Source organism: Salinibacter sp. 10B (assembly GCF_002954405.1).
In the GTDB taxonomy this organism is placed as follows: Bacteria; Bacteroidota; Rhodothermia; order Rhodothermales; family Salinibacteraceae; genus Salinibacter.
Map to the genome: position 1 here is coordinate 4,195,117 of NZ_MQWC01000004.1, position 24,519 is coordinate 4,219,635.

Genomic DNA, 24,519 nt, shown 5'->3' on the forward strand with positions numbered 1-24,519 from the left:
CGACCAACGATCATCCCTGTGGAACCGAGCCACTCGTCCCGTTCTGCGTCGTCCGAGGCCAGTGAGGCATCTGCGTTCGAGCCCGACGCCGATCCGCCTCAGAACGGACAGCCCGCCGAGCCGCGCCGAGAGGCGACCGATCGGCCCTGGCTGCACGCCTTTCTGTTTGTGCTCACGCTGGCGTCGACCGTGTACGCGGGAGGGCAGTGGGTCAATCGGGTGTTGTTTTATGAGGCACAGGGCGAGACCGTGTCGCTTCTCTTCATGACGGTTCCCATGGGCTGGCTCGTCGATGGACTCCGCTACGCGATCCCCTTACTTGGATTTCTCACAGTCCACGAGTTTGGGCACTACTTTGCGGCTCGGTACCACCGGGTCAATACATCGCTTCCATATTACATCCCGTTTTTTCCACAAATCAATCTGATTGGGACGTTCGGGGCTGTCATTAGCATCCGGGAGGCCATTCCCAGCAAACGCAAGCTATTCGATATTGGGGCGGCCGGGCCGCTGGCAGGCTTCGTCGTGGCGATGGGGGCGCTCCTCTACGGCTTTGCGACGCTTCCCCCGCCGGAGTACTTGCTGGATTTGACGGGGCATGAGGCTCTGAAGGAGCACATCCGCCAGTACGGCACCTTTCCGGCGACACCGCCCGAGCCGGCCTCCGGTGCCCTCGTCATTGTTGTGGGGCAAACGCCGCTCTTTTGGCTCCTCTCACAGTTTTTTGCGAATGTCCCGCCGATGTACGAAATCTACCACTATCCGGTGCTCTTTGCCGGATGGCTGGGACTCTTCTTTACGGCACTGAACTTGCTGCCGGTGGGGCAACTGGACGGCGGGCACATTCTCTATGCATTGCTAGGGCCCACGTGGCATCGGCGGTTGGCACAGGCCTTCGTCCTTTTGCTTCTGGTCCTGGGGGGAATGGGGTTTGTGAGGGAAGCGCAAACGGTCGTGGAAGGGGGCGGTCTGCTTTGGCGGGGGGGCGCCTGGCTTCTTCTGGCAACCATCTTCTATGGCTATCTCACGCGCATCTTTCGTACGTCGTACCCGGCGCGCTTCCTGGCGCTTGCGGGGCTCATGGCGGGCGTAGGGACGGCGGCGCTCATCGGGCCGTCACTGCTCCAGTACGGCTATTCGGGATGGTTGATTTGGACCCTTCTGATCGTCTTTCTCGTTCGTGTGGAGCATCCGCCGGTCATGCGAGCGGAGGAACTGACCCCGACTCGTCGCGTGCTGGGGTACGTGGCAATGGCCATTTTCCTTCTTTGCTTTAGCATTCAGCCCCTCTCGGTGCTTTGAGGGAGGGGAGGTGCGTCGAGAGGTGTGAATTGAGGGGGGCACAAGATGTGGAATCCCGGGCGCGTTGTCCTGAGTCCCCCGTCCTGTATCGCACGACGCGAGTCGACATCAACGGGGACTCCCCGAGCCTGATTTCAAATCCGTCCTTTTCTTTCGTGACTGCATTCCGTATCCGCATTGTTTGCCTGGTCGTTGCTGTGTGGATCGGAGGAGGGATCGTGGCGGGGTGTGACCAGGTTGCGCCGGTCGAAGGCACGGGGCAACGCCCATTGGTGTCCGACGTCCTGGTTCGGCCTGACAGCGTGAATGCTGCCGACCTCTCCCCTGATCAGGTGGAGGACTCTCTTGCACGGATCCCGCTGACGATTGCGGCAAGCATTGCCGATCCGGACGGGCAGATCGAGCGCGTCGTTTTTACGATTGAGCCGTCTGCGAATCCACGAGGGACTGCCTCCGGGTCCCTCGTAGGGCAAGGGGAGAACGTGTATGCCCGCCAGGTGGGGCTCCAAGTACCGGTGGGCTTGAATGAAGTCTATACCGTTCGAGTCTTTGCCGTCGACGATGATAGCCTGGAAAGTAATCAAGGCGTCGGGCGTTTTCGTTTCGTTCCTGAACAATAGACGGTCGCTCGTCCTCGTGCTCTTTCGGTCGTTTTCGGTCCCGATCATGAAGCGTTTGGGCCTCTTTGCCGTACTGGTTGGGCTTCTCGTCCCGACCATCCACGCACAATCGCAGGATTGGAAGCAGCAGGCGAAGCAGCTTTCCCCAATCGGGGCGCCCGTCAGCAATCAGATCCAGGTCATGGCCGCTGCGGGCGATTCGCTGTGGCATGGGCCACTGTTGTCGGTGTACGTAGAGGAGGCGGAGCGATTCGAAACCGCTGAGGTGGACGTGTTAGAACGAGACAATGTCGTGTTTTCCCTTGCGGCTCAGAATGACGCACGGAATGCGCAGATATGGGCCGGGCTGGCCTTCGACACCGGGAGCGGAGCGGGGACAAATGGGTTCCTCGTATCCACGGATGGGGGCAGATCGTTTGTCCGCCGATCGCCGCAACTCGATGATCCGGCAGATACGACCGTTGCGTACGGGGCCTCCATGCTGTCGGCGGACGCCGTGACGCGGCAGGCCGGAAGCTCGCCACAAGATTTGGCGCTCAGCCCGGAGGGGGATACGACGTGGGTGGCGGGCGGACGGAGCGGCCTGCGGTGGACCGTCGACCAGGGACAAACGTGGGTCCGGGCCGTCCTGCCGCCGGATACGAGCCGAGCCATCGAGCCGGGCACGCGCTACGATTTTCGCGTCGGTCCACGCCTTGAGGATGGGAGCGGCCATCTGAATCACATCGTCTACAGTGTCCTGGTGGACGAGACAGGAACAGTGTGGGCCGGCACGGTGGCGGGATTGAATCGGTCGCGTTCTGGCACAAAGACGGCGGCGGGCGATCGGGGCTGGCGGCGATACACGGCGCGGGATTCGCAGCGCAGCGTGACGGGCAACTTCGTCGTGGCCCTTACCGAACAGCCACGCCCGCGGGGGCGAAACCCGGTTTGGATGGCTACGTGGGCTGCTCAGCAGGGAGGAGGCCGGCTTCAACGATTCGGGGTGTCCGTCACGACCGATGGAGGGACCACCTTCCGGCAGGCTCTTGTTGGGGAACGCATTTTTGACATTGCCGCGCGTCAGGATCGGGTGTACGCCGCAGGATCGTCTGGGCTTTTCGTTTCCGATGATCAGGGCAAGACGTGGCGCTCGGTGGCGTCGTTTCCCCTCCAGAGCGACGAAAAAACCCTTCCGGCGTCCGTAACGCCTCGGACAGTGGCGACCACGGATGCGGCCCTCTGGGTGGGCACCAACGAGGGCCTTCTCCGACTTGACCGGGACGCGGAGCCTGCACTTGTGACCGGCCGACCCGCATGGCAGCTCTTCCGGGCGGAGGTTCCGGTCAACCCCGAGGAGCCGACGGAGCAGGTGCCGGACGTATCTACGTATGCGTATCCGAATCCGTTCGTCCCGTCGCGGGACCAGCTCGTGCGAATTGCCTACGAGCTTTCTGAGCCGCAGACCGTGGAGGTGAACATCTACGATTTCAGCATGAATCGGGTGCGCACCCTTACGGCACAAAAGCCCGCCGGGCAGCAGGAGACAGTGTGGGACGGCACTGATGCTCAGGGCCTGCGGGTTCCAACCGGGACCTATTTCTACACGGTTCAGCTTGACAACCGCACCGTGGATGGCAAAATTCTCGTCGCCAATTAGGCGTTATTTCCTTTTGCAGCGAACCGACTCGATTTGATGCGTTCGACCCGGAGCGGCCGATTTCCGATGATTGCCCGTACGCTCTGTGCCCTCGCGATACTGATGGGGGCGAGCGGAGGGGGCGTGCTCTACGCACAGGAAGGAAACGGCGTGGGGGCATTCTCACGAATTGGGTTTAACGCACGGGGGTTGGCATTGGGGAATGCGCTCGTGGCCGATTCTTCGGCGGACGTGAGCCCGTACTATAATCCGGCCCTTCTGCCATCGGCGTCGCAGCAGCGCGTATCGGCGACCGCCGCGCTGCTTGCGTATGATCGTCAACTACAGTCGCTCGAATTTACGACCCCCTTAGGGCCCACCGCGGGGGTAGGCGTGGGACTGCTTCATGCAGGAGTTACAGGCATCGATGGACGCAACTCGGACGGCGTCCATACCGAAACGCTCTCGACGGACGAGTTTGCGCTTTCTCTTTCGTTTGGCAACCGCATTCTTGAGCGTCTTTCGGCGGGCGTTAGCCTCACGCTTTATCAGTCCGATGTGGTGCCAGACGCCAGCCCCGTTCGGGGATTTGGCGTTGATCTCGGTGTCGTATACCAACTGTCGTCGCGCCTCCGGTTAGCGGGACGGGTATCGGATCTTCTCGCGAAGTACGAGTGGGAAACCGGGAGTGTGAACGGGCAATCGCGTGTCGATCACTTTCCGGTACGCGTACACGTGGGGGGGAGCTACGTTCTGCAGAACGGACGGCTGCGCCTGCTTGCGGAGTTTGAGTCTCGTACCGTGCAGCGCTACCGACAGGTCGTCGACCGGATTATTACCACCTCCGCTGGACCGCGCCGCGAGTTGCGCACGGAGACGTTTCGACTGCATAGCTTGCAGGGACGGGTGGGGGCCGCGTACCGTCCGATGGACATTCTCACCCTACGGACGGGACTCGACCACATTGGGTGGGGCGGGACCAGTGGGCTTCAGCCCAGTGCCGGGTTTGGGCTTCGGCAAACGGTGGGCGAACTCGACGTGCGCATCAGCTACGCGGCGGTGCTGGAGCCGTACGTGCGGACCCTCATGAACGTGGGGACAATCGAGATCTACCTGTAGGCACTGCGCGCTCACCGTCCGAGGTGAGACACGAGCTGGGCGAAGGCCTCCAGGCCCACGCCGGAGACGCCGGTACGGACGCGGAGGGTGCACCAGAAGTCGAGTAGCATCATCTGTGCGGCGTGGATGGGCACCGCGATCCAGAAGGACCGACAGCGCCACACTAGCGCCCCCAAGGCAATGCCCCCCACAATGGAGAGTAGTGCCTCGGGCCAAGGCTTGGAGACGTGCAGGGCAGCAAACGGAATCGCCTGCACGAAAATCGCGTAGAGGCCCAGGGTGGGGGCGCTTCCAAAGAGGACAAAGCCCCGCCATAGGTACTCCCACCCAAGCCAGTAGAAGAGGAAGAGGGCCTCGTAGATCAAGAAGAGGGTCCAGTTCTGGGAGGCGGGAGAGTAGTGCGGGTACTGTTGCTGGAAGGCACTTCCGTCTGAGAGCACCCAGGTACCCACAGCCACGAGGGGAAGGTATAAGGCCGCGATCCCGGTGGCCAGTCGCCAATTCCCAAGCCCCAGACCTGCATCTTCCAGGTCATTGGAGAAGAAGAGCAGGAGTCCAGCGGCCGGGAGTACAAATCCGAGGAGGCCTTGCATGCCGAACCACCATCCCCAACTGGCAAGTTCTCGCCAGTCCGCCGGGAGGGAAGCGGCAACATGCTCATAGAAAAGCCCCCGATCCCCGAGAATGAACTGGAGGACGACCGCGACGGCGGCGAACACGAGAACAAAAGTCGTCTGCCGGTCCAGCGAGGAGATTGCCGTCCGGAGCCGACTCCACTCGTTTTGGAAGAGGTCGAGCATAAAGGCGAAACAGGAAATACAGAAAAGTGCGAGCCGTCCCCCGCGACGTGAGAGGCATGGAATCTCTACGGACGACGGCCCCCAGGAGCCGTAAATCGGGCGATGAACTCGTAGAGTCGAGCGAGCCGGTCCATCCGTTGTTTCGGGGTGGCCGTTTGAGAAAACGCGTGCCCTACTCCCGGATAGCGGACGTACTCGGTGGGAATCCCGTTCATCTTGAGCCGACGATACAGCATCTCGGGTTGAGTCGGGCCAGTCACGTGGTTGCGGGCTCCGTGAAGTAGGAGGAGCGGGGTGGTAATCTCATGGGCATTCGTGAGTGGCGAGTTGCGGCGAAGGGCCGGGCCGGGGGCCACGGTCGAGTCGGGGGGAGGCAGAAGGCCCGCCGTGAGGCGGGGAGAGGGCGACGGATCGGATGTACGGGCGGGAGCCGGGGGGGCATTCGAGGCCCACGGATATCCACCGAACTGTTCGACGACGGTAGGTCCCGCTTCGCCCGCGTCAAAGAACACCGTGAGGTCGTACACGCCACTCTGCGCCACGGCGGTTTCAAAACGGTCGGTCCGGCCGAGCAGCCACGCGGTCAGGTAGCCGCCGTACCCGCGTCCAGCCAAGGCCTGTTGCGTTGAGTCGACCCAGGCCCGCGACGCGATCGAGTCGGTCAGGGCCAGCACATCTTCTCCAGGGCCTGGCCCCCAGTCCTGAAAGTTGCGACGCCGAAAGGTGGATCCGTAGCCGGGCGTGCCGCGCGGCCAGACCTCCACGACGCCGTATCCGCGACCCGCGAGAAATTGACGGTCGATCCACGCGGCAATCGGCGCCGACGGATGCAATGCCGAGGGCCCCCCACGGGGGCGCACGACGATCGGATATTGAAGCGAATCCGTGAAGGAGAGGGGCCGGGTTACCCGGCCGGGGACCGGGACGTTCTCGTTCCAGGCTGTCACGGACGTAGACGAGGCGAGCCGTCGACGAGCGATCCAGGAGGCATTATGCGACGACAGTCGCTGTTCGTTGTTGAAGTTGATCGTGTTGCGATAAAGTTCAGAGGGATTCGAGGGGTCGAATACGGCGTACACGGCGTTGGATGCCGTCACGTCGAAGGCCTGCACCGCTCGGTCGGCGTCGAGCACCTGCTCGACCGTGGCCGTTCGCACCATTGTTGAATCAATCGAGAAGGTGTCTCGGGACGTGGTGTAGTCATCCCGAAGCGAGGTGCGGCGGGGCTGTTGAGTGGTATCGTTTCGAGCAAATGGCGCGAACCGGAAGAGAGGACGCCCCCCTCGTGCCTGTGCTGCGGCGTACAAATACCATCCGTCTGGCGACCATCGGAGACGCTTGACGTTATGGTCGAACGTCGAGGTGATAAATTGAGGATTGGACCGACCGTCGAGTTCAAAGAGTCCAATCTCGACGGGATCGTAACTACCAGTTTCAAGCCGCTCAGCCCGAAATGCTAAGGTGGTGCCGTCGGAGGTGACGCGCGGGGTGGTGAGGCGGTAGCCGTCGATCTGCAGCAGTTGCTGGATGCGGTAAGGGGCGAGGTCGACGACGTAAAGATTCCGGTTCCGAAGCCGATCCGGGTGGGCCTTCACGCGAGGAGGCGCACTCACAACAATTTGGGATCCTCCCGGGAGCCAGGAGGCGCCGTGGTACGATCGATACCCCTGGGTAACGGGACGGGGGCGTGGACGCTCGGGCGCCCCGGTCGTCACGTTGGGGGGTACGTCGACAACGAAGTAGTGCTGGTAGGTGGGCGTGGGTTGATACCGCCCGTTTTCTCGTAGGTCGGGCCGGGAGAAGACCTGCTGTTTGGTGGACGAACGACGGTCCAGCCAGCGGCGCATCTGGAGCAGGTCTCCGTTCGGGGTTGCGGCTGTATCTTGGGCGACGGGCACCGTGGTCGTGTCCGGGATGAGCCGCAGATGGTCGAATACGGCCCGCAGGCTGTCGGCAGAGAGAAGCCGGAGACTGTCCGTCGGAAAAGAGCGGAGCGAGGGCGGCACGGACGGCCCTCCGGGAGAGCGGAGGGCCCGGCTGGTGTCCGACGGAAGGCGAGGCGTGCCGTTCGGGCCGAGCGCCAGGGTGTCAAGGGCCTCGAGGGTGCGCTGATGGCGAAGTACCAAAAGCGTATCCGGCGGAATCCGCCGAAGGGTATCCTGGGGCAGTCGGCTCGGCCGTTCGGAGGGAGGCCGGCGGCCCGTTTGAGGACGAACGGCGGGTTCCGGAAGAGAGCTTGCATACAGAAGCCGATTTCCATTCGGGCCCCACTGTGGGTTGGTGGCGCCGTGCGGGGCATCGGTGAGTTGGTAGGGCTCTCCCCCGCTCAGGGAGAGCACAAACACCTGCGGGGTACCATGCACAGGACGCACGAAGGCAAGCTTGTTGCCGTCGGGGTGCCAGGCCGGTTGAGAGGCATCGTGGGGCGATCGGGTAAGCAACCGAGGGGCATCTCGTCCATGGGCGGGGACCACATAGAGTCGGCGTCGATACGTCTGCGTCGAGCCGGTGGAGACCGCCGTGCGAACGGTGTACGCGATGCTGCGACCGGAGGAGGAGAGAGTGAGCTGCTGCACCTCCTGGATTTTGAGCAGGTCGCTGGGCTGGAGAGGGGAGCGGCTCTTCTGGGCGGCTGCGGGCCGGGGACGGCCTGTGCTTACAGCAAGGACCCCGAAGAGAAGAAGAAGAAGGAGACCGACGCGAAGTCGAAGGCCGGAGGAGTTAAAGGGCGGTTCCGACTCCGAGGTACAGCACATTTGCATCGAGTCCAGGATTGATCGATCCACGAAAACCATTGGAGAGGTGATGGTACCGGTACGCCAGGGTAAGGAATGTTTGGGAGGCAATCGAGACCTCAACACCTCCACCGATACCCGCCGCGAAGTTCAGTTGTTTTCCGCGCTCGTCGGGCACCGACTCGAAGAAATAGAGAACCCCCGTATGGCCGGCCAGGAAGGGCCGGAGACGCCTGTGAGGACGAAAAGTGATCTGCAGTCCAACGGGATACGCACCGATGCCGCGCGTCGTAAGGGCTTCGCTTTCCGGTCCCCCCAGAAAAAATGCGTCGGGCGTTGCGGTTTCCGGGATGTGAGCCCGGGCGAGAGGGATGAGGTCGGCCGTGTACACAAGGGTGGGAGACTCGTATCCATCGTTCATTTGTTCGGACGTGGGAAGGAGCCGACGGTGCACTCGAAGGCCAAGCAGGCGCAGCTGACTGTCCGAAATTGTGCCCAGCAGACCCCCTGGATGGGCCGAGTGGCCGTACCAGAGCCCCATGGTGATCGTCGGGAATGGGGAACCGGAATGGGTCTTTTGAGAATCCGGGGGAGGGCTGCTCCGGGTGCAGGCAGGGACGGGGGATCCAAAGGTGAGTAGGGGGACGATCGCTCGCCCCCCTCCGACACAAAGAAGAGTCGCGGTAAAAACCACGACGAGACGCCAGTGCACGGAAAAGCAAAATCAGTGGAAGGAATCTGTTTTGCCGCGAACAGCGTATCGGCATCCATACGCTCCGTTGGGTGTCCACGGGGGATCCGAGTCAGCGGGAAGCAGATGCTCTTGGACAAGGGGGCAGGGGAGGGGGACAGGGGCACTGCCCCCTTGTAGGATTTCACGACAGTCGAATCCTTTCCAATCAAGCAGGTATGGAGCTCTTTTACAACAAGTACGGTCAGGACGGTCCACCACTCGTCATTCTCCACGGATTGCTCGGGGCCAACGGCAACTGGCACACCCTCAGCCGCACCCGGTTTCAGGACGTTGCCACGGTGTATGCCGTCGACCAACGCAATCACGGCCGCTCTCCCCACACTGATCGGATGGACTATCCCAGCATGGCGGCGGACGTGAAACGATTTGCGGAGAATCACGACCTTTCGTCGGTGACGCTGCTCGGGCATTCGATGGGAGGGAAAACGGCCATGGAAGCGGCCCTTTCATACCCGGACCTAGTCGATCGGCTCATCGTCGTTGATATGGCACCGAAGGCGTATCCCCCTCATCATGAAGACCTGCTTGCGGCCCTGGCTCGGATCGATCCATCTGAGTACGAGGATCGAGAGCAGATCGACGACACTCTGGCCGACGATGTGCCGTCATGGGCCATTCGGCAGTTCCTGTTGAAAAATCTCAAGTACGACGGAGAGGAGTACGAGTGGACGATGAACTTGGAGGCCATTCGTACACACTACGATAAGATCAACGCCGAAATTCCCTCCGACCGGTCGTATCATGGACCGACTCTCTTTATCCGCGGGGAGGAGTCCGGCTATGTGTCCGACAGCGATTGGCCGGGCATTCGGGACCGGTTTCCAACTGCCGACCTTGCAACCGTTGATGGGGCGGGGCACTGGGTGCACGCCGATGCGCCGACGCCCTTTGCGGATATCGTGGTCGACTTTCTTTCAGAAGGATAATTCCTGTGGTCCCTTCAGAGGACGATCAGTTGCGGAAGGGGACGATGCAAAGGTTGTGTTGCTTGCAACGGGATCGTCTTGGGCTGTGCTAGAGGAGAAACGAGTCTTTCCCGGGGGCAAAACAGTTCGCGTTACGGGGCAATAATGAAAGCACATTCTCAAAAAGACGTCCAAGAGGGACGAAGGGGAAGATGGATAAATCTTCACGGAAAGGCTCTAGGAAAATTCAGGTAAAGATCGGGACCGACCGGACTGATCGGCACTATAACAGGACCTTCTCGCAGGAGAGGACACAATCCCTCCGCGAAGGTGTACAACCGAAACATAATTGATCTTGATCGCCGCGGTCCAGTGCTTTAGAACCATTCCCTCCTCTTACACACCGAATCTTCCCCACGAACGAGCGGGGACGTTTGCAGGGACAGTTGCAATCGGCCGGGTGTAGGGGAGACGAGATCGTCGCTGGCCGCGAATGCAGCGGCATGTACTCATTACCACAAGCAGTTTATCTGACGTGGCTAACCGAACTCCTGACAACGAAGAAGAAAATAGCGGCGGAGTGCCGGGCCAAGCGCCCGGAAGCGGCCGCTGGCGCCTCATTATCTGGGTCGTTCTTGCGACGCTGTTTGGTCTTTGGGCATACGGCTACTGGGGACAAGGCGCAGCGGGCGGGGAGCGCATTAGCTACAGCGAGTTTCGCTCGCAGCTCCAGAATGGCAATGTCCAGCGGGTCGTCGTAGAGGGCAATAGCGTAAGTGGCGAACTGAAGTCCACCGCCTCAAAGACACAGCAGGACAACACGGTCGAATACGACCAGTTTGTGACTTACCTCCCCTCGTTTGGGGACGAGAAGCTGATGACCCTTCTCGAATCGAAAGGGGTGGAGGTCGTCACGGAACCTGAGAGTTCGTTTCCGTGGAGCCTTGTCATCATGGGACTTCTTCCCGTTCTCCTCCTCTTTGGCGTCGGGTACATCTTTCTCCGACGCATGCAGGCGCAGGGCCAGGGGCTCTTCTCGGTCCGGAAAAGCAAGGCAAAGCTCTTTGATAAGGGGGAAGAGGACACCACGTTCGATGACGTGGCGGGGGCCGATAGTGCGAAGGAGGAGCTCCGCGAGATTATCAAGTTCCTGAAAGATCCGCAGCGCTTTGAGCGCCTTGGGGGCAAAGTGCCGAAGGGAGTGCTCCTGGTAGGCCCGCCGGGCACCGGGAAGACTCTACTTGCCCGTGCAGTGGCCGGTGAAGCGGATGTCCCCTTCTTCAGCGTCTCCGGGTCCGACTTCATGGAGATGTTTGTGGGCGTCGGGGCCTCTCGCGTTCGGGACATGTTCAGTGAGGCGAAAGAGACGTCCCCAGCCATCATCTTTATCGATGAGCTCGACTCCATTGGGCGCAAGCGAGGCGCCGGAATGGGCGGCGGGCACGATGAACGGGAGCAGACCCTAAACCAGATGCTGTCGGAGCTTGACGGATTCGAGGAGAATGAAGGAGTCGTCGTCATGGCGGCCACCAACCGTCCCGACATTCTCGACTCGGCGCTTACGCGTCCCGGTCGGTTCGACCGGCAGATCACGGTCGACCTCCCGACACAGAAGGCCCGAAAGGAAATCCTCGAGATCCATGCTCGCAACAAGCCGCTTTCCGACGAGGTGAACATGGAGGAGATTGCCCGCAGCACGCCCGGATTTAGCGGAGCGGACTTGGAAAACCTTCTGAACGAAGCGGCGCTGCTGGCTGGGCGTTATGATCATGAGCGCATCGAGCCCGGCGACATTGAACAGGCGCGAGATAAGGTAATTATGGGCCTGAAGCGGGACGGGTTGGTTCTCGACGACGAGGAGCGGAAGCTCTTGGCCTATCATGAGGCAGGGCATGCCATTGTGGCGGCGGTCCTCGCCAATGCGGATCCGGTACACAAGGTCACGATTGTGCCGCGCGGCAAGGCGATGGGGGTAACTCAACAACTGCCGGAGAAGGACAAATACCTCTATCGGGAGGACTATATCCTCGATCGCCTGTCGGTCATTATGGGCGGACGTGCCGCGGAGGAGATCATCTTTGATACCGCCACAAGTGGAGCTGAGAACGACCTGAAGCAGGTGCGCAAGATGGCCCGTAAAATGGTCCTCGATTGGGGAATGGGCGAGCGCTTTAAGCACATTGCCCTTGGAGAGGATCAGGGAAGTGTGTTCCTCGGGGAAGAGTTGGCCAAGGGACGCGATTACAGCGACGAGACGGCACGAGAGGTCGATGAGGAGATTCAGCGCATTACGGCCAATGCGTTCCAGCGGGCCGTGGATACGCTCACCGAGCATCGGAACGCCTTCGATCGGTTGGCTGAGTTGCTGATCGAGCGTGAAGAAGTGCCCGGCGATGAGGTCTTGCGCCTCGTGGATGGAGACGTTGAATCTCTCGACGACATGACCGCGACCAATGGGGCTCCGCACGATACGACGGAGACGGCTGACGGAGAGGCATCGACCGAAGCAGATGTCGTGGACGAGTCGCCTACTTCTGCGGAACCATCCGAAGAGGACGAAGAGTCAACCACTGAGCCGTCGTCCTAGGATTCTCGACGAACTGGGCGGGGCGGGAGGCAGTGTGATTCATTACGGTTCTGCTTCCGGCCCTGCCGGTTTAGCGCTGATTGGGACTGGCTGTAAAGGACGGATTCCAAGTCGGCCCTCGTTTGTTCTCTCATATTCACCGTTTCACCATGGCTGAGTCCATCCCCAACCGTCGATCCGACGACGAGCTCCGGAAGAAGCTTACGGAGGAGGAGTACCACGTGACGCAAGAGGCGGGTACCGAGCGCGCCTTTTCTGGAGAGTACTGGGATCACAAAGCGGACGGCACCTACTGCTGTGTCGTCTGCGACACTCGGCTCTTCGATTCTGACACGAAGTTTGAGTCCGGAAGCGGGTGGCCGAGTTTCTACGAAGCCATTGAGGAGGCGAACGTAGAGCTTCGGGCTGATCATAGCCACGGGATGCAGCGGACGGAAGTGGTCTGTGCCGAGTGTGGAGCGCATTTAGGCCATGTCTTTGACGACGGCCCAGAGCCGACCGGCAAACGATACTGCATCAACTCGGCCGCCCTCGATTTTGAAGACGAGGGGGCGTAGAGCGGGGAGCTTAGGGGACCGATTCCCCTCTGGCCTTTACGTCGTCGGGCCCTCTTTAAATCGCGATTCTCTGGATCCTTTTTGGGCCGGAAGGGAGAGGCAAATGGACGGTCGGACTGTGGACTTGGATCCTCCACGCATATTGTCTATAGTTAGTAGTCACATACCGAAACCGGAGTCCGCTGCGGATCCGTACGACAAGTGACTAGCCCCCCGCGGTCGTAATCGCGGTGATGGGCCTCGGGAGTCTAGACGATTCGGTGTTCACCGATCACGGAAGCTGATCGATTTTTCCGCCGGAGGAGCGGCGGTTGGCAGCGTTGCAGGGGGCTTTGAGGTCGGAGGCCCCGGTTGGGCAGGCGCATTTGAGGGCAGGGCGCGCGCCACCGTTCATTCGTTTCCCCCTTCGAATATATCCGCTCGGCGTGATGACCGAACTGCAGAAGGCAAAGCAGGTCCACTACTTCAACGTCCTCGACTACAACGACGATGGCGTCCTGGAGAAGCAGGACTTTGTAAAAATAGCCGATCGCCTTGCGGAGATGCGCGATTACGAGGAGGGATCGTCGAAGCACACTTCTGTGCGACAGGAAATCCTTCGGATGTGGACCAATGCCCGGGCCCTGTCTGGAAAGGAGGGGAAGTCACAGATCACACTCGACGACTGGCTGGCCCACGAGCAGAAGGTGATCGACTCGAACGTATTGGTTCACTCGTACGTGCAGGGCATTGCCCGGGCCGTGTTCGACATCCTCGATGCAGACAACGACGGCGTTATCTCGGAGGACGAGTACCTCAAGTTTTTTCGGTCCTTTCGAGGAGATACCGAGAATGGGGAGCTTGCCTTTCAGAAGCTCGATCACAAGGATCAGGGCTATCTCACCCGGAAGGAGTTTCTGGAGGCCGTCACGGAATTTCACCTAAGCGACGACCCGGATGCGCGTGGCAACTGGCTCTTCGGGCCGTACGAAGAAACCGAGTCGTCTGCGTAGCACCTCTGTGCTCCCTTCGGGCCCGCTTTACAGATTGCCGCGGCGAGCCTGCTCCCGTTCAATGGCTTCAAACAGGGCCTTGAAGTTTCCGGCCCCGAAGGTGCGAGCCCCTTCGCGCTGGATGATCTCGTAAAACACCGTGGGACGATCCTGCACCGGCTGGGTAAAGATTTGCAGGAGGTAGCCGTCCGGGTCGCGGTCCACCAGGATGCTTAGATTTTCGAGTTCGTCGATGGGCTCATCGATCGATCCAACGCGGTCGTGCAGAAGGTCACGATTGTAGTACGTGTCGGGAACCTCCAAAAAGTCGACCCCTCGGCGCCGGAGGGTGCGTACCGTGCTGATAATGTCGTCTGTGGCCATGGCAATGTGTTGCACTCCGGCGCCCTGGTAGTACTCCAGGTACTCTTCGATCTGGCTTTTCTTCTTTCCTTCCGCCGGCTCGTTGATTGGGAATTTGATCTTCTCATCCCCATTGGCCATCACCTTGGACATCAGCGCTGAGTATTCGGTCGAGATGTCCTGGTCGGTGAAGTGGAGCATGTTGAAAAAACCCATCGTTTGGGCATAATACTCCACGTAGGTGTCCATCTCCCCCTCGTGCACGTTGCCCACACAGTGGTCGACGTACTGAAGGTCGGTCGGAGCCGGAGCAGTCCAGTTGCTATTGGTCCATCGTTCAAAGCCGGGGAAGAAGAGACCGTCGTACGCCGAGCGCTCCACGAAGGTGTGGATGGTATCGCCATAGGTGGCGATGGCGGCGGTCACGATTTGTCCATTGTCGTCCTCGTGGACGGTCGGCTTCTCAACCGGAGTTGCGCCGCGCCCGGTTGCTTCCCGGAAGGAGCGTTCAGCGTCGTCCACCGTAAGGGCGATATCCTTTACCCCGTCGCCGTGGCGGTGTACGTGGGTGCTCACGGCTGTATCTGGGCGCAGAGACGAGGTAAGGACAAATCGAATGTCGTTTTGCTCGAGGAGGTAATGGACCGTATCCTTTGCTCCAGTTTCGGGCCCGCGATAGCCCTGGATCTGAAAGCCGAACAGGTGAGCGTAGTATTGCGCTGCCTGCTTTGCGTTGCCGACATAGAATTCGACGTAGTCGGTCCCGTTGATTGGCAAAAAGTCGTCCGGTGCGTCTACATCTGGGGCGGAGGCCGTAGGGGTTTCAGACATGAGATGATCAGATATGAAGTGAGAGAGAGCGACGACGGTTTTGTGTTGGAAGCGCTTTCATAAGGAGTCCTTTAACATTTGCGGTCAGGAAGGCGTTCCGGTCCTTAGAGAACAGACGCTCCTATGGGGTTGACGAGCGATGCCGTTGCGTATGGAGCGGACGGTTGCCGTTGGGACGGATTTGAAAGCGAATCGGAAGCGTCATGCGCACGGGGATTCGCTGTCCACGGTGGATTGCCGGTCGAAACTCGACGGAACGCAGGGCTCGGACGGCGGCCGAATCGCAGAGAGGATGAAGAGACCGGGCAACCTCGATGGCCTGCACCTCCCCTTCTCGACTGACGGTAAACTCAAGTTCGAGGCGTCCTTCAATGCCTTGTCGGCGCGCCGCCTCTGGGTACTGAATGTGGAGGTAGAGGGCTCCGCTGCCCCCTTTGATCTGCGGGTGCCGGTCCTGAGTGGTCAGCGCGGCTAGCCGTCTGGGAGAGGATGACAGTTTGGTGGAGTCGGCGCTCGTATCGGATGCGCGCTCGGCGGTCGATTCCTCCGTGGGGTTCTGAGCGCCGTCGGGGGAGGGAGAAGCGTGTCGGGTTGGAGGAGGCCCCTCGGGATTGGCGGCCTCTTTGGTTGGCTCGTCTTGCGTGGCGTCCTCAGCGGAGAGCTCGTGCAGGGCGATGAGGTCTGACGAGTGCTGGGTGGTCCACCCAATCTGGGGAGTGGAGTAGGGCAGAGGAAGGTTGACGAGGAGTCCCACGCCGCCGAGGACCCCAAGAAGCATCACAAGCAGGCGGGTCGTATATTGATTCAAGATCGAAGACGGAGAACAACGGTAGAACGGCGTGTCGTAATTCATAGTGGAGCCCCCGTTCGGGTGAATCGGCACATCACTCATTCTTCATACGCACCCAATATCGAATTGTGCCGATTCACGTCCTGGATTGTTGATGTTCAGTCCATCGGGGAAGAGCCGTCTCCGATGGACGTGCGCTTTACTCCTTGAGAGTGTCGAGGACGCCTTCTACTTTCCCATGCGTTGATCAACATCTCAGAACGTCAAGGCCCCGGAGATCAATCAAGCTCTGGGGAGGACGATCTCACTACGTTTTATCTCAGCAGTGATCCCGAAATCTATGTTCAATGCTCTCGTGCTCGATCGGTCCGAGGGGCGCCTCCAGGTGGACGTACAAGAGCTCGTCGTGGACGACCTTCCAGATGCCGGCCCCCAACAGGTTCATGTCGAGGTGCTGTACTCCAGTGTGAATTACAAGGACGCCCTCGCTGTGACAGGGGCCGGGAAAATTATCCGAGGGGGGTATCCGATTGTCCCCGGCATCGATCTAGTGGGTCGGGTGTTGGAAAGCAAACGAGAGGACTTGGAGGAAGGAGAACTCGTGATTGGAACGGGGTGGCAGTTGGGAGAGGTAGACTGGGGAGGGTACACTCAGCGGGCGAAGGTGGACGGGAGCAAGCTCGTGCGACTTCCGAAGCACATGACGCCTAAGGAGGCCATGGTGGCCGGAACGGCTGGCTTCACGGCGATGCTCTCGGTCATGGCCCTTGAAGACCACGATGTGGACCCGGATGATGGCGAAATTGTCGTTACGGGGGCCTCCGGCGGGGGCGGAAGCATGGCCATCACACTTCTCGATACCCTCGACTATGAAGTCGTGGCGTCCAGCGGAAGCGAGGAGGCGCACCAGTACCTCCGAGACCGAGGGGCGGACCGGATTGTGCACCGGAGTGCATTTGAGGACGGTCCGGAGCGTCCCATGGAGTCCGGGAAGTGGGCTGGAGCAGTGGATGCAGTGGGAGGGCAAACCCTTGCGACCCTTCTTGCGCAGCTGCAGCGTCACGGCACGGTGGCGTCGTATGGAAATGCTGCGGGACATGAACTGAACACGTCCGTATTTCCCTTCATTCTCCGCGGCGTCAATCTGATTGGTATTGATTCGAACACGTGCCCCAATAAGCGTCGGCAGGCAGCGTGGCGACGGATGGCATCTGTGCTATCGTCGGACGACATCCAGGAAATGACGGCTCGCACCGTTGGTCTTGACGAGGTGCCGGAGGCTTGTGAAAAGCTACTGTCGGGAGACATTCGTGGTCGCGTCGTCGTCGATCTGCAGTAGAAGAGAATGCAATCGGGCGGCCATTCCGAACTGTGGCCCCGAGCGGTTCGTATCGTTCTGCACGCAGTACTCGCTCCACAAATGTTGCGTCGGCAGAGCTGTACGTAACGGTTTCCATGAGTCTCTCCTTTTGGCAACAGCGCCGCCGGGCACAGGCGTTGGCGTACGACGTCGTGATTGTAGGTGGGGGAATTGTGGGATGCTCTACCGCCTACTGGCTCCAGCGCCACAATCCGTCCCTCAATGTGGCCCTCGTGGAAGCGGAGGCCCTCGGGTCAGGGGCGAGTGGCCGCAACGCCGGCTTTATTCTGCAGGGAACGGCGGCCGATTATCTGTCAGACGTGGAGCGGTATGGCGAGCGGACGGCCCGGCGTCTGTGGCGCTTTACGCGTACCAGTCGGGATTTGATGGAAGCCGAACTCCGGGGGCACGCCTTCGGGTGGACGTCCGACGGCAGTTTAACCGTTGCGGGAGATGAGGAGGAAGATGAACGATTACGGGCCAGTGTGGGGCGATTGCGGGCGGCCGGGGCTCCGGTGGTGTATTTGGAGCCGGAGCAAACGAACCAACGCCTTCACTCTACTGGGTTGTACGGTGGCCTTTTTGTGACCACGGGGGCCGTGGTGAATCCCCTCAAGCTGGTGCATCATCTGGCGGCAAAAAGCACGGCCGACGTGCACACCCACCTCCCGGTCAAAGGGATCCGCTGGGATTATGACGACGGCGTTTTGCTGGAAACGCCGGATCAGAGCCTCTGGTCGCGTCGTGTCGTGCTGGCGGTAGGATCTGCGCTGCCCTCGCTCGTGCCGGCACTCTCGTCGGTTGTTCGACCGGTTCGGGCGCAGATGCTGGCAACGGCGCCCGCCGAGACACAGGCAATTCCAGTCCCGGTCTACTCCCATCGAGGCGGGTTCTATATTCGGCAAGAGGAGGAGGGACATGTACTGGTGGGAGGAGGACGGCATGCCCATCGCCGGGCGGAAGAAACGGACGTGGATGCTACGACCCCGGCAGTGCAGGCGACCATCGAGCGCTACCTCCACACGCATTTTCCGTGGACGCAGGATCTCCCCATTCAGCGACGCTGGAGTGGGACGATGGGCTTCTCACCCGACGGTCGTCCGGTCGTGGGGCCAGTGCCCGGGCAGCCGGATAGCATTTTCGCGACTGGATTTACCGGCCATGGAATGGGCTACGGCTTTCGGATGGGGCGGCTCCTCGCGCAGCGGATCACGGGGGCGAGGCGTCCCGATGGATACGAACTCTTCTCGGTGTCTCGATTGGACGAAGAAACCGGGTGTCCCAACGCCTCCCCTCGACCCTCGTCGTCCAATCGCTAGCTTGGAGAGCGTGGTGGACAAGTGGGGGAGTAGGCTCGGTTGCTTCATGGACGCCACTTGAGGCCTCGCGAAAGGGGGACAGGCAGGTGCTAAGATCCATGCGCGGCGATTTCTAACAGATCTACCAGTATCACATTCTCGTCACGAGCCTCTGTGGATCGGCAGCGTACGGAGGGAGGTTTAAAAGATCCCGTTTCTTCCGAGACGCGAATTGCTGATTCATGCGGCCAATCCTACTCGCTCTGCTCCTGAGTCTGCTACCGGTTTCTCTTATGGCCCAGTCCGCGCCCGACACTGTCGACTTTCGGCTGGAGGCTCACCGGTGGGAGCATCGACTGCTCTTCGTGTTTACACCGACAGAGGCTGCGGATCAGCTACGCGCCCAGAAGGATGCACTTGCTGAGCAAGACGCGGGCTTCCGGGACCGCGACCTTCTTCTCATAACCCTGACCGGCGCGGCCGACGGAACGGTGCGGGAGGGGCCTGGGAGAGACGCGCAACCGCTCACGAATGCTGCCGTCACGCGTCTCTACGACCGCTTTAATGTGCCGTCCGATGCCTTCCGGGTCGTCCTCGTGGGAAAGGACGGCACCGAAAAGCGCCGGGATGCCGAGCCCGTCACCGGCCGCTCTCTCTTCGACACCATTGATGCGATGCCGATGCGGCAGCGGGAGATGCGGGAGGAGAATACCGGCGGAGAGTAGCGGGGACCGGACAGGGACCCATGATACGCTCTGTGTGGGAGGGCGGCGTAGGTGGGGAGGTGCGCTCGACCGCACGAACGCACCCCCCGCACGCACTACAGCTCGATTCCGATCAACCAGCGGAATTTGAATTCGTCCTGTCCGGATTCGAGGAGACCCGGATCGCTCGCCCAGACCGGAAATTTGGCTACCACGTCAAGTTCCTGCAAGAAGTCGGACTGCGCGGTCCAGCGGTCGAGGTGAGGGATGGACGAAAGGTCGTAGCGTGCACCGAGGCCCGCGTCGGCCACCCATTCTCCAGAATCGTGCTCCGGATTGATGGTGATATCGTTCCACACCGTTCCGGCCCCTGAGAACACGGAGAGCTGGAGAGGAGACAGTGGATTGACGGACGGGAACGGGGTGCCGCCAAGCGACAGACGTCCACCGATTACACTTTGTCCGGACAAGCCAGAGGACCGAAAGCCGTCCGACTGGAGGTAAGCGACCGGTCCCGCAGGACTGAAGCCGACCAGATGCGCGTCGCTAACGGGCTGTTCAAACGAGGCACTTCCCTGACGGTACGTGTCGTTGCGCCACTCCGCTTCTACTGAGCTGCCTCCTAGCCGAAATCGCTTGTGAGGGAGCAGCCCGTCCGTCCCGACGCTCAGCTGAAGAGCGGCTTCTCCGGTAAGGGCGCCGAGGGACGCCGTTTTTTGAGCTTGCAGGGAGGCACGGGTTGCGTTGTCGAGGGGGGCGGGCCCCGAGAGTTGCGTTCCACCATATCCCGTGAAGCTGCCTCCTGCCTCCGCAAAGGCTGAAATCCAATCTCGTCCGTTCGTCACGGAGTAGTCGATCCGAGCGGAAGCCGTATGCGACTGGCCCCACGGATTGATGAGGTACGTTGAGGTCCCGATGGGAAGGCCCTGAGGGTCTCGGAGCTGGATTGTTGAGCGGTAGAGGCCGAACACACGGTCGCTCGGATTCAACTGCTGGAGCAACGCGAGTCGCAGTTGTTGATTCGTGTCGGCAAGCGGGGAGGTCAGGGGCGTGCCGATAGAAATCCGATTCTCCAGTACGCCCTGGTGTTTTTCCGCTGAGACTTGAAAGGTGGCCCGGGGAGAGACCAGCGGAAGGGGATGCTCGTACCGGAGCTCGTAGTCGATACCATCAAACCAGCTTCCGGTCTGGTCATCCTCCGCAAAATCAAAGGGACGGCTCGGAGCAAGGCGGGGGTCGTCTCCGCCTGAGAAGAGCACTTCCGGCCAGAGGGTCACGCTCGTCCGGAGGCGGTGGTCGCCCAGAAAATACTGGCCCCGCGCCTGCAGCCCGCCCCCGAAGCCGAAGTCGTGGGCGTACAGGGCTAGCGGACGGAGGCCCAACTCGTACTGCGACCAGTTCGACTCTGGGGCGTGAAGGAAGCGGGTGCGCAGCGGAAAGTCGGTTGAGTTATTGAGCCGGTTGACGTCTGGCGTGCGCTCGTTCGGATCCAGCGTCGCCGATACGGCGGGAGACGGGACCTCTACCGTGAACCGTTTCTTCGGATACACCCAGGGCCAGGGCTCTGCCACGATCCAGTCGTCGGGCACCGGTTTGTGGCCGTGCATGGTGGCGAGCGGAACGTTGACCCACTGCGTCGAGCCGTCTTCCAGCGTCAACTTCACGTCGTGGGGCATGCGGATGGTGCCCTCGCGTTCGAGGGTAAAGGAGGCCTCGTAGCCGCTGCCGGAGCGGGTGTTTTCGAGGTTGTCGATTTCGTCGTCGAGCGTGCGGGTGGATCGCGTGAACTGCCAGAAGTACCAGTCCAGCATCAGGCCGCTTTCTTGCTCGGCGAAGAGCTCAAGGTCGAACGGGTCCGGATTCTGATATTCTCGCTGGCGGAGATAGCGCTTGAGCCACGCGTCGCGGTTCTGCTCGCCCATCACGTAGCCCAGCATGTCCACCACCAATTCACCGCCGGGGTACGAGGCCACCCCGTACGCCGTGTTGGTCTTGAACCAGTCGGCCGGCGTACTAAACGACTCGTAAAGGCCTTGTTTGTGAAGCCAGACGAGGCTGGTGGGCGAGTGAGAGGCCGAGCCGCCCGTGAGGTGCGCCATGCCCTCTGCGGTGGCGTAGCTGGTAAAGCCCTCATCCATCCAGGCGTAGTCGGCCTCGTTGCTGCCAAGAGCAGCGTAGTACCACATGTGGGCAAACTCGTGGACGGTGGTGCCGAGCACAGAGCGGCGACTGCTCTTCTGCTCGAAGGCCGGGCCGTCGTAGCTGCTGACGACCGTAAACATCGGGTACTCCATGCCGCCGTCGCCGCCCTGGGCAACCGTCATCTGCGGGTAGGGATAGTCGCCGTACTCCTGGCTGAAGTAGGCCGTGAGGTCGGGCATGTCGTCCTTGAGCGGCGTCCACTGCTCGGCCACGCTCGGCTTGTAGAGAATGTGGTGTGTTGTGCCGTCGGCCGTCACCTTGTCGTGGATGTAGTCGGGGTCGGCCGACCAGGCAAAGTTGTGCACGTTCTCCGCCGTAAAGTGCCAGGTGAGCGAATCCGCCTCCGGCAGGCCGTCGGACGGGCGCCACGTGCCGTTGCCGTCGATGTTATATCCGTGGCCGATCGCTTCCGGATTTTGAAGGACGCCAGTAGCCCCAATGGTGTACTCGGTGGGAAGTGTGATTTCCACGTCGAAGGTGCCGAAGGGGGCGTAGTACTCGCGATTGACGTAAAAATTGGCGTGCCATCCGCGCTCGTCGTACGCCGCCATCTTGGGAAACCACTGCGTCATCGTGAAGTCGATGCGGTCGCCCCGGCTGTCGCGCCCGCTGCGTCTCGTTTGGAGGGGGACCTGTGCTGTCCACTGCATCTCAAAGGTCGTTGACTCCCCCGGCAAAATGGGCTCTGCCAGGTCGACGCGCATCACCGTGTCGGTAATCTTGTACTCAACCGACTGCCCATCCTGCCTTAGTGAGCGGATGCGGTGCCAGCCCTGCTCTTCAGAGTCGAGACGGAAGATGCGTGGCACGATGCGGCCGTCGGGGTCGGGCAACTGCCGGTTCCGTTCTGCCATCATCGACTCTGGATGAAAGGCATTGAAATAAAGGTGATAATACACCGTCGTCAACGTGTCCGGCGAGTTATTGGTATAGGTGAGGGTTTGCTCACCCGTATACTGGTGGTCATCGGCGTGGAGCGTAATGTCCATGTCATAGTCGACCCGCTGCCCCCAGTTTTCCGGGGACTGGGCCCGAGAGGGAAGAATGACGAGGAGGGCAGTGGCGAACGCAAGAAGAAAACGGGAGGCCATGTTCGAGAGTGACATCGGTGGAAAATGGCAATGGAGAGCCCCGCGAGGGCAACCGCTGGTTCGTTCTCAAAACGGACCGGAATGTTTCTGAAAAGAACCGGTCGCGCAGAAATTTCGACGATTCGTGTTGGTTTCGGAATCACCGAGAGGGACTGATTCGTTCTACGGCCCAAGAAGCTCTGTTCCAGCACCTTACTTCCAATTACCCGCAGGAGGCCGCCATGACGAAAGCCGATATCGTAGACCGCATCGCGAAAGGAACCGGGTTAACCAAAATCGAGACGAAGGCCGTCGTGGAGGGCTTCATGACGACCGTTAAGGACGCAATGGAAGAGGGAAAACGCATTGAGCTTCGGGGGTTTGGCGTCTTCGAGGTGGATCACCGGGCGCCCCGCACGGGGCGAAATCCGCAGACCAACGAGCCCGTTCCGATCGACGAGCGGTTCGAGCCTGTTTTTCGTCCGTCCGACCAGTTTCGAGAAGCAGTCGATGAGGTGCACAAGGAGCGCCGGGAGGAAGAAGAGGCCGATGCGTAAGTCGCCTCCGAAATTGTCGTTTTTGCTAAGCGAAGCGTAGTCCATTCCTTTTATGGCCGACGATGCTCATTCGTGTCCCTCCTGCGGTGCTCATGTGCCTGAGGGGGCGGAACAGTGCGATCTCTGTGGAACTCCGATAGATGCTCCGTCGGGCGATCCGGCCTCGGAGGAGCCGGTCCCCGATCCCCCCGAGGAGGGTCCGACCGAGGCCGAAAGGAAATCGGAGGCGCCCGGGGCGGATGAGCACGTGTACTGCAATCAGTGTGGCTTCCAGAATCCGATCGAGGCCAACTACTGCAGCCAATGCGGTACGGAATTGCAAGACCTTTCGGCGAGCCCCGAGGGGACGCGAACGGTCACCGCAGATCTGCCGGAGGGAGGTGATGCGGGTCCGTCGGCAGAAGAAACGGACGCACCGTCGGAAGCGGAGACCGGGGAGCAGGCGGCGATGGGAAAACAGATTGTGGTGATGGTGGGAATTGGGCTCGTCTTTGTACTGGGCTTTTTCTTTGCCACGCAGTGGAGCCAGCAATACGAGTGGGGAGAGGACGACAGCGCCTCGTCTCCATCCGCCGAGGCCACCGCCAGAACTAACGACGCTGGCGGCTCCTCGTCTCCCGCCGGGCCGATGACAGGGGCTGCGCCGGGAGGTGGTTCAGCGTCGTCGGGCACGCCCCAGACCGATCTCCAGACGCTCGTAGACGAGTTAAGTGGCGCGGTCGATGGACCGGTGGCGAGCAAGATTGACTCGCTTCGGGGGCAGGTGGAAGATGCACAGGGGAGACAAAAACGACAGCTCCGATCGGAGCTCGTGCGGCTCTACATCGGGGCCGGTGCGCCCGGCCGGGCCGCGCTGCTCCAGTCGCAAATTGCCGATGCCACGGGAGCAGTGGACGCCCGTCGCCGAGCCGCTGACCTCTTATACCGCTGGATGCGGCAGGTGGAGCAGCAGGGGGACCGGGCTCGGATTGCGGAGGTGGCCCGGCACGTGGCGACGGCGTACGAGCAGGTGGCTGAGCAGCGCACCGAGGACCTGGATGCTCGGACGCGAATGGGCGAGGCGTATCTCCTCACCAACAATCCCATGAAGGGGATTCAGGCCATCAATGCGGTGCTGGAGGAGGATTCGACGTTCGTCCCGGCACGGTTTCAGAAAGGACTCGCTCTTCTGCAGATTAATCGGCTGGACCAGGCCATTCAGCAGTTTGAACAGGTCAAGCAGTACGCCGGCGAGCAAGAGCCGTTTTACAAGCAGGCCGAGCGAGCAATCGAGGTAATTCGGGAGCAATCCTCGTCGTCAGGCGCCACCCGGAGCGGCAGCGATACGGAGTAGGGGAAAGGGAAGCGGAGCGTCTCGATGCGCAAGGGACCCTGTC

At 60.9% G+C, this 24,519-nt stretch carries 19 protein-coding genes; 13 read left to right on the forward strand and 6 right to left on the reverse strand.

The window, feature by feature from the left end:
- Positions 1-18: 18 nt before the first annotated feature.
- The 4 genes from BSZ35_RS17155 to BSZ35_RS17170 all read left to right on the forward strand — a co-directional run bounded on the left by BSZ35_RS17155 (position 19) and on the right by BSZ35_RS17170 (position 4,659).
- Positions 19-1,302, forward strand: coding sequence for a site-2 protease family protein (locus tag BSZ35_RS17155; protein ID WP_105013585.1), 1,284 nt, complete (start codon positions 19-21; stop codon positions 1,300-1,302).
- A 155-nt stretch (positions 1,303-1,457) separates the two neighbouring features.
- Positions 1,458-1,922: a hypothetical protein gene (locus tag BSZ35_RS17160; protein WP_146110147.1), complete on the forward strand. Its 465-nt coding sequence runs from the start codon at positions 1,458-1,460 to the stop codon at positions 1,920-1,922.
- Between the two features lie 16 nt (positions 1,923-1,938).
- Positions 1,939-3,561 carry a FlgD immunoglobulin-like domain containing protein gene (locus BSZ35_RS17165; RefSeq protein ID WP_258096764.1) on the forward strand — a complete coding sequence of 541 codons (1,623 nt, stop codon included), beginning with the start codon at positions 1,939-1,941 and terminating at the stop codon, positions 3,559-3,561.
- A gap of 36 nt (positions 3,562-3,597) precedes the next feature.
- Entirely contained in the window at positions 3,598-4,659 is a 1,062-nt protein-coding gene (locus tag BSZ35_RS17170) for a PorV/PorQ family protein (RefSeq protein WP_146110148.1), read from the forward strand.
- Between the two features lie 11 nt (positions 4,660-4,670).
- On the opposite strand, the gene BSZ35_RS17175 is transcribed toward BSZ35_RS17170, so the two are convergent.
- The 3 genes from BSZ35_RS17175 to BSZ35_RS17185 form a co-directional block, all read right to left on the reverse strand.
- Positions 4,671-5,459 carry a CPBP family intramembrane glutamic endopeptidase gene (locus BSZ35_RS17175; RefSeq protein WP_105013587.1) on the reverse strand — a complete coding sequence of 263 codons (789 nt, stop codon included), beginning with the start codon at positions 5,457-5,459 and terminating at the stop codon, positions 4,671-4,673.
- A 65-nt stretch (positions 5,460-5,524) separates the two neighbouring features.
- Positions 5,525-8,215, reverse strand: coding sequence for a prolyl oligopeptidase family serine peptidase (locus BSZ35_RS17180; RefSeq protein ID WP_258096765.1), 2,691 nt, complete (start codon positions 8,213-8,215; stop codon positions 5,525-5,527).
- A complete protein-coding gene (locus tag BSZ35_RS17185) occupies positions 8,181-8,735 on the reverse strand; it encodes an acyloxyacyl hydrolase (RefSeq protein ID WP_105013588.1) in 555 nt (184 codons plus the stop codon). Before BSZ35_RS17185 ends, BSZ35_RS17180 begins: the two co-directional genes overlap by 35 nt.
- A gap of 368 nt (positions 8,736-9,103) precedes the next feature.
- On the opposite strand from BSZ35_RS17185, the gene BSZ35_RS17190 reads away from it, so the two are divergent.
- The 4 genes from BSZ35_RS17190 (at position 9,104) to BSZ35_RS17205 (ending at position 13,989) form a co-directional block, all read left to right on the forward strand.
- Entirely contained in the window at positions 9,104-9,874 is a 771-nt protein-coding gene (locus BSZ35_RS17190; protein ID WP_105013589.1) for an alpha/beta fold hydrolase, read from the forward strand.
- 514 nt (positions 9,875-10,388) lie between these two features.
- On the forward strand, positions 10,389-12,440 hold the full coding sequence (ftsH, locus tag BSZ35_RS17195) for an ATP-dependent zinc metalloprotease FtsH (protein ID WP_105013913.1): 2,052 nt from the start codon (positions 10,389-10,391) through the stop codon (positions 12,438-12,440).
- A gap of 149 nt (positions 12,441-12,589) precedes the next feature.
- Complete coding sequence (msrB, locus tag BSZ35_RS17200) at positions 12,590-12,997, forward strand: peptide-methionine (R)-S-oxide reductase MsrB (protein WP_105013590.1); 408 nt, start codon at positions 12,590-12,592, stop codon at positions 12,995-12,997.
- Between the two features lie 428 nt (positions 12,998-13,425).
- Entirely contained in the window at positions 13,426-13,989 is a 564-nt protein-coding gene (locus BSZ35_RS17205) for an EF-hand domain-containing protein (RefSeq protein ID WP_105013591.1), read from the forward strand.
- A 27-nt stretch (positions 13,990-14,016) separates the two neighbouring features.
- Here the strand turns inward: BSZ35_RS17205 and hppD are convergent, their stop codons facing one another.
- Together hppD and BSZ35_RS17215 are read right to left on the reverse strand one after the other, a co-directional pair.
- Positions 14,017-15,162: a 4-hydroxyphenylpyruvate dioxygenase gene (gene hppD, locus BSZ35_RS17210; RefSeq protein ID WP_105013592.1), complete on the reverse strand. Its 1,146-nt coding sequence runs from the start codon at positions 15,160-15,162 to the stop codon at positions 14,017-14,019.
- A gap of 121 nt (positions 15,163-15,283) precedes the next feature.
- Complete coding sequence (locus BSZ35_RS17215; protein ID WP_219846665.1) at positions 15,284-16,015, reverse strand: energy transducer TonB; 732 nt, start codon at positions 16,013-16,015, stop codon at positions 15,284-15,286.
- 277 nt (positions 16,016-16,292) lie between these two features.
- Between BSZ35_RS17215 and BSZ35_RS17220 the strand changes: the two genes are divergently transcribed.
- The 3 genes from BSZ35_RS17220 (at position 16,293) to BSZ35_RS17230 (ending at position 19,335) form a co-directional block, all read left to right on the forward strand.
- Positions 16,293-17,291: an MDR family oxidoreductase gene (locus BSZ35_RS17220; protein ID WP_105013594.1), complete on the forward strand. Its 999-nt coding sequence runs from the start codon at positions 16,293-16,295 to the stop codon at positions 17,289-17,291.
- 116 nt (positions 17,292-17,407) lie between these two features.
- The gene (locus tag BSZ35_RS17225) at positions 17,408-18,631 is read left to right on the forward strand and encodes an FAD-binding oxidoreductase (RefSeq protein WP_105013595.1); all 1,224 of its coding nucleotides are present in this window, start codon (positions 17,408-17,410) and stop codon (positions 18,629-18,631) included.
- 272 nt (positions 18,632-18,903) lie between these two features.
- Positions 18,904-19,335 (forward strand): DUF4174 domain-containing protein, encoded by a 432-nt coding sequence (locus BSZ35_RS17230; protein WP_258096766.1) that lies wholly within the window; start codon positions 18,904-18,906, stop codon positions 19,333-19,335.
- Positions 19,336-19,430: 95 nt separating this feature from the next.
- On the opposite strand, the gene BSZ35_RS17235 is transcribed toward BSZ35_RS17230, so the two are convergent.
- Positions 19,431-22,607, reverse strand: a complete 3,177-nt coding sequence (locus BSZ35_RS17235) for a M1 family metallopeptidase (protein ID WP_105013597.1) — start codon at positions 22,605-22,607, stop codon at positions 19,431-19,433.
- Positions 22,608-22,828: 221 nt separating this feature from the next.
- Between BSZ35_RS17235 and BSZ35_RS17240 the strand changes: the two genes are divergently transcribed.
- Together BSZ35_RS17240 and BSZ35_RS17245 are read left to right on the forward strand one after the other, a co-directional pair.
- Complete coding sequence (locus tag BSZ35_RS17240; RefSeq protein ID WP_105013914.1) at positions 22,829-23,143, forward strand: HU family DNA-binding protein; 315 nt, start codon at positions 22,829-22,831, stop codon at positions 23,141-23,143.
- A 52-nt stretch (positions 23,144-23,195) separates the two neighbouring features.
- Positions 23,196-24,476 carry a zinc ribbon domain-containing protein gene (locus BSZ35_RS17245; protein WP_105013598.1) on the forward strand — a complete coding sequence of 427 codons (1,281 nt, stop codon included), beginning with the start codon at positions 23,196-23,198 and terminating at the stop codon, positions 24,474-24,476.
- Positions 24,477-24,519: the final 43 nt, after the last annotated feature.

Coding starts and splice junctions, on each gene's coding strand:
- BSZ35_RS17170 (WP_146110148.1), top strand. CDS start 3,598: ATGCGTTCGACCCGGAGCGGCCGATTTCCGATGATTGCCCGTACGCTC.
- BSZ35_RS17175 (WP_105013587.1), bottom strand. CDS start 5,459: ATGCTCGACCTCTTCCAAAACGAGTGGAGTCGGCTCCGGACGGCAATC.
- BSZ35_RS17180 (WP_258096765.1), bottom strand. CDS start 8,215: ATGTGCTGTACCTCGGAGTCGGAACCGCCCTTTAACTCCTCCGGCCTT.
- BSZ35_RS17185 (WP_105013588.1), bottom strand. CDS start 8,735: ATGGGGCTCTGGTACGGCCACTCGGCCCATCCAGGGGGTCTGCTGGGC.
- BSZ35_RS17190 (WP_105013589.1), top strand. CDS start 9,104: ATGGAGCTCTTTTACAACAAGTACGGTCAGGACGGTCCACCACTCGTC.
- msrB (WP_105013590.1), top strand. CDS start 12,590: ATGGCTGAGTCCATCCCCAACCGTCGATCCGACGACGAGCTCCGGAAG.
- BSZ35_RS17205 (WP_105013591.1), top strand. CDS start 13,426: ATGACCGAACTGCAGAAGGCAAAGCAGGTCCACTACTTCAACGTCCTC.
- hppD (WP_105013592.1), bottom strand. CDS start 15,162: ATGTCTGAAACCCCTACGGCCTCCGCCCCAGATGTAGACGCACCGGAC.
- BSZ35_RS17215 (WP_219846665.1), bottom strand. CDS start 16,015: ATGAATTACGACACGCCGTTCTACCGTTGTTCTCCGTCTTCGATCTTG.
- BSZ35_RS17220 (WP_105013594.1), top strand. CDS start 16,293: ATGTTCAATGCTCTCGTGCTCGATCGGTCCGAGGGGCGCCTCCAGGTG.
- BSZ35_RS17225 (WP_105013595.1), top strand. CDS start 17,408: ATGAGTCTCTCCTTTTGGCAACAGCGCCGCCGGGCACAGGCGTTGGCG.
- BSZ35_RS17230 (WP_258096766.1), top strand. CDS start 18,904: ATGGCCCAGTCCGCGCCCGACACTGTCGACTTTCGGCTGGAGGCTCAC.
- BSZ35_RS17235 (WP_105013597.1), bottom strand. CDS start 22,607: ATGGCCTCCCGTTTTCTTCTTGCGTTCGCCACTGCCCTCCTCGTCATT.
- BSZ35_RS17240 (WP_105013914.1), top strand. CDS start 22,829: ATGACGAAAGCCGATATCGTAGACCGCATCGCGAAAGGAACCGGGTTA.
- BSZ35_RS17245 (WP_105013598.1), top strand. CDS start 23,196: ATGGCCGACGATGCTCATTCGTGTCCCTCCTGCGGTGCTCATGTGCCT.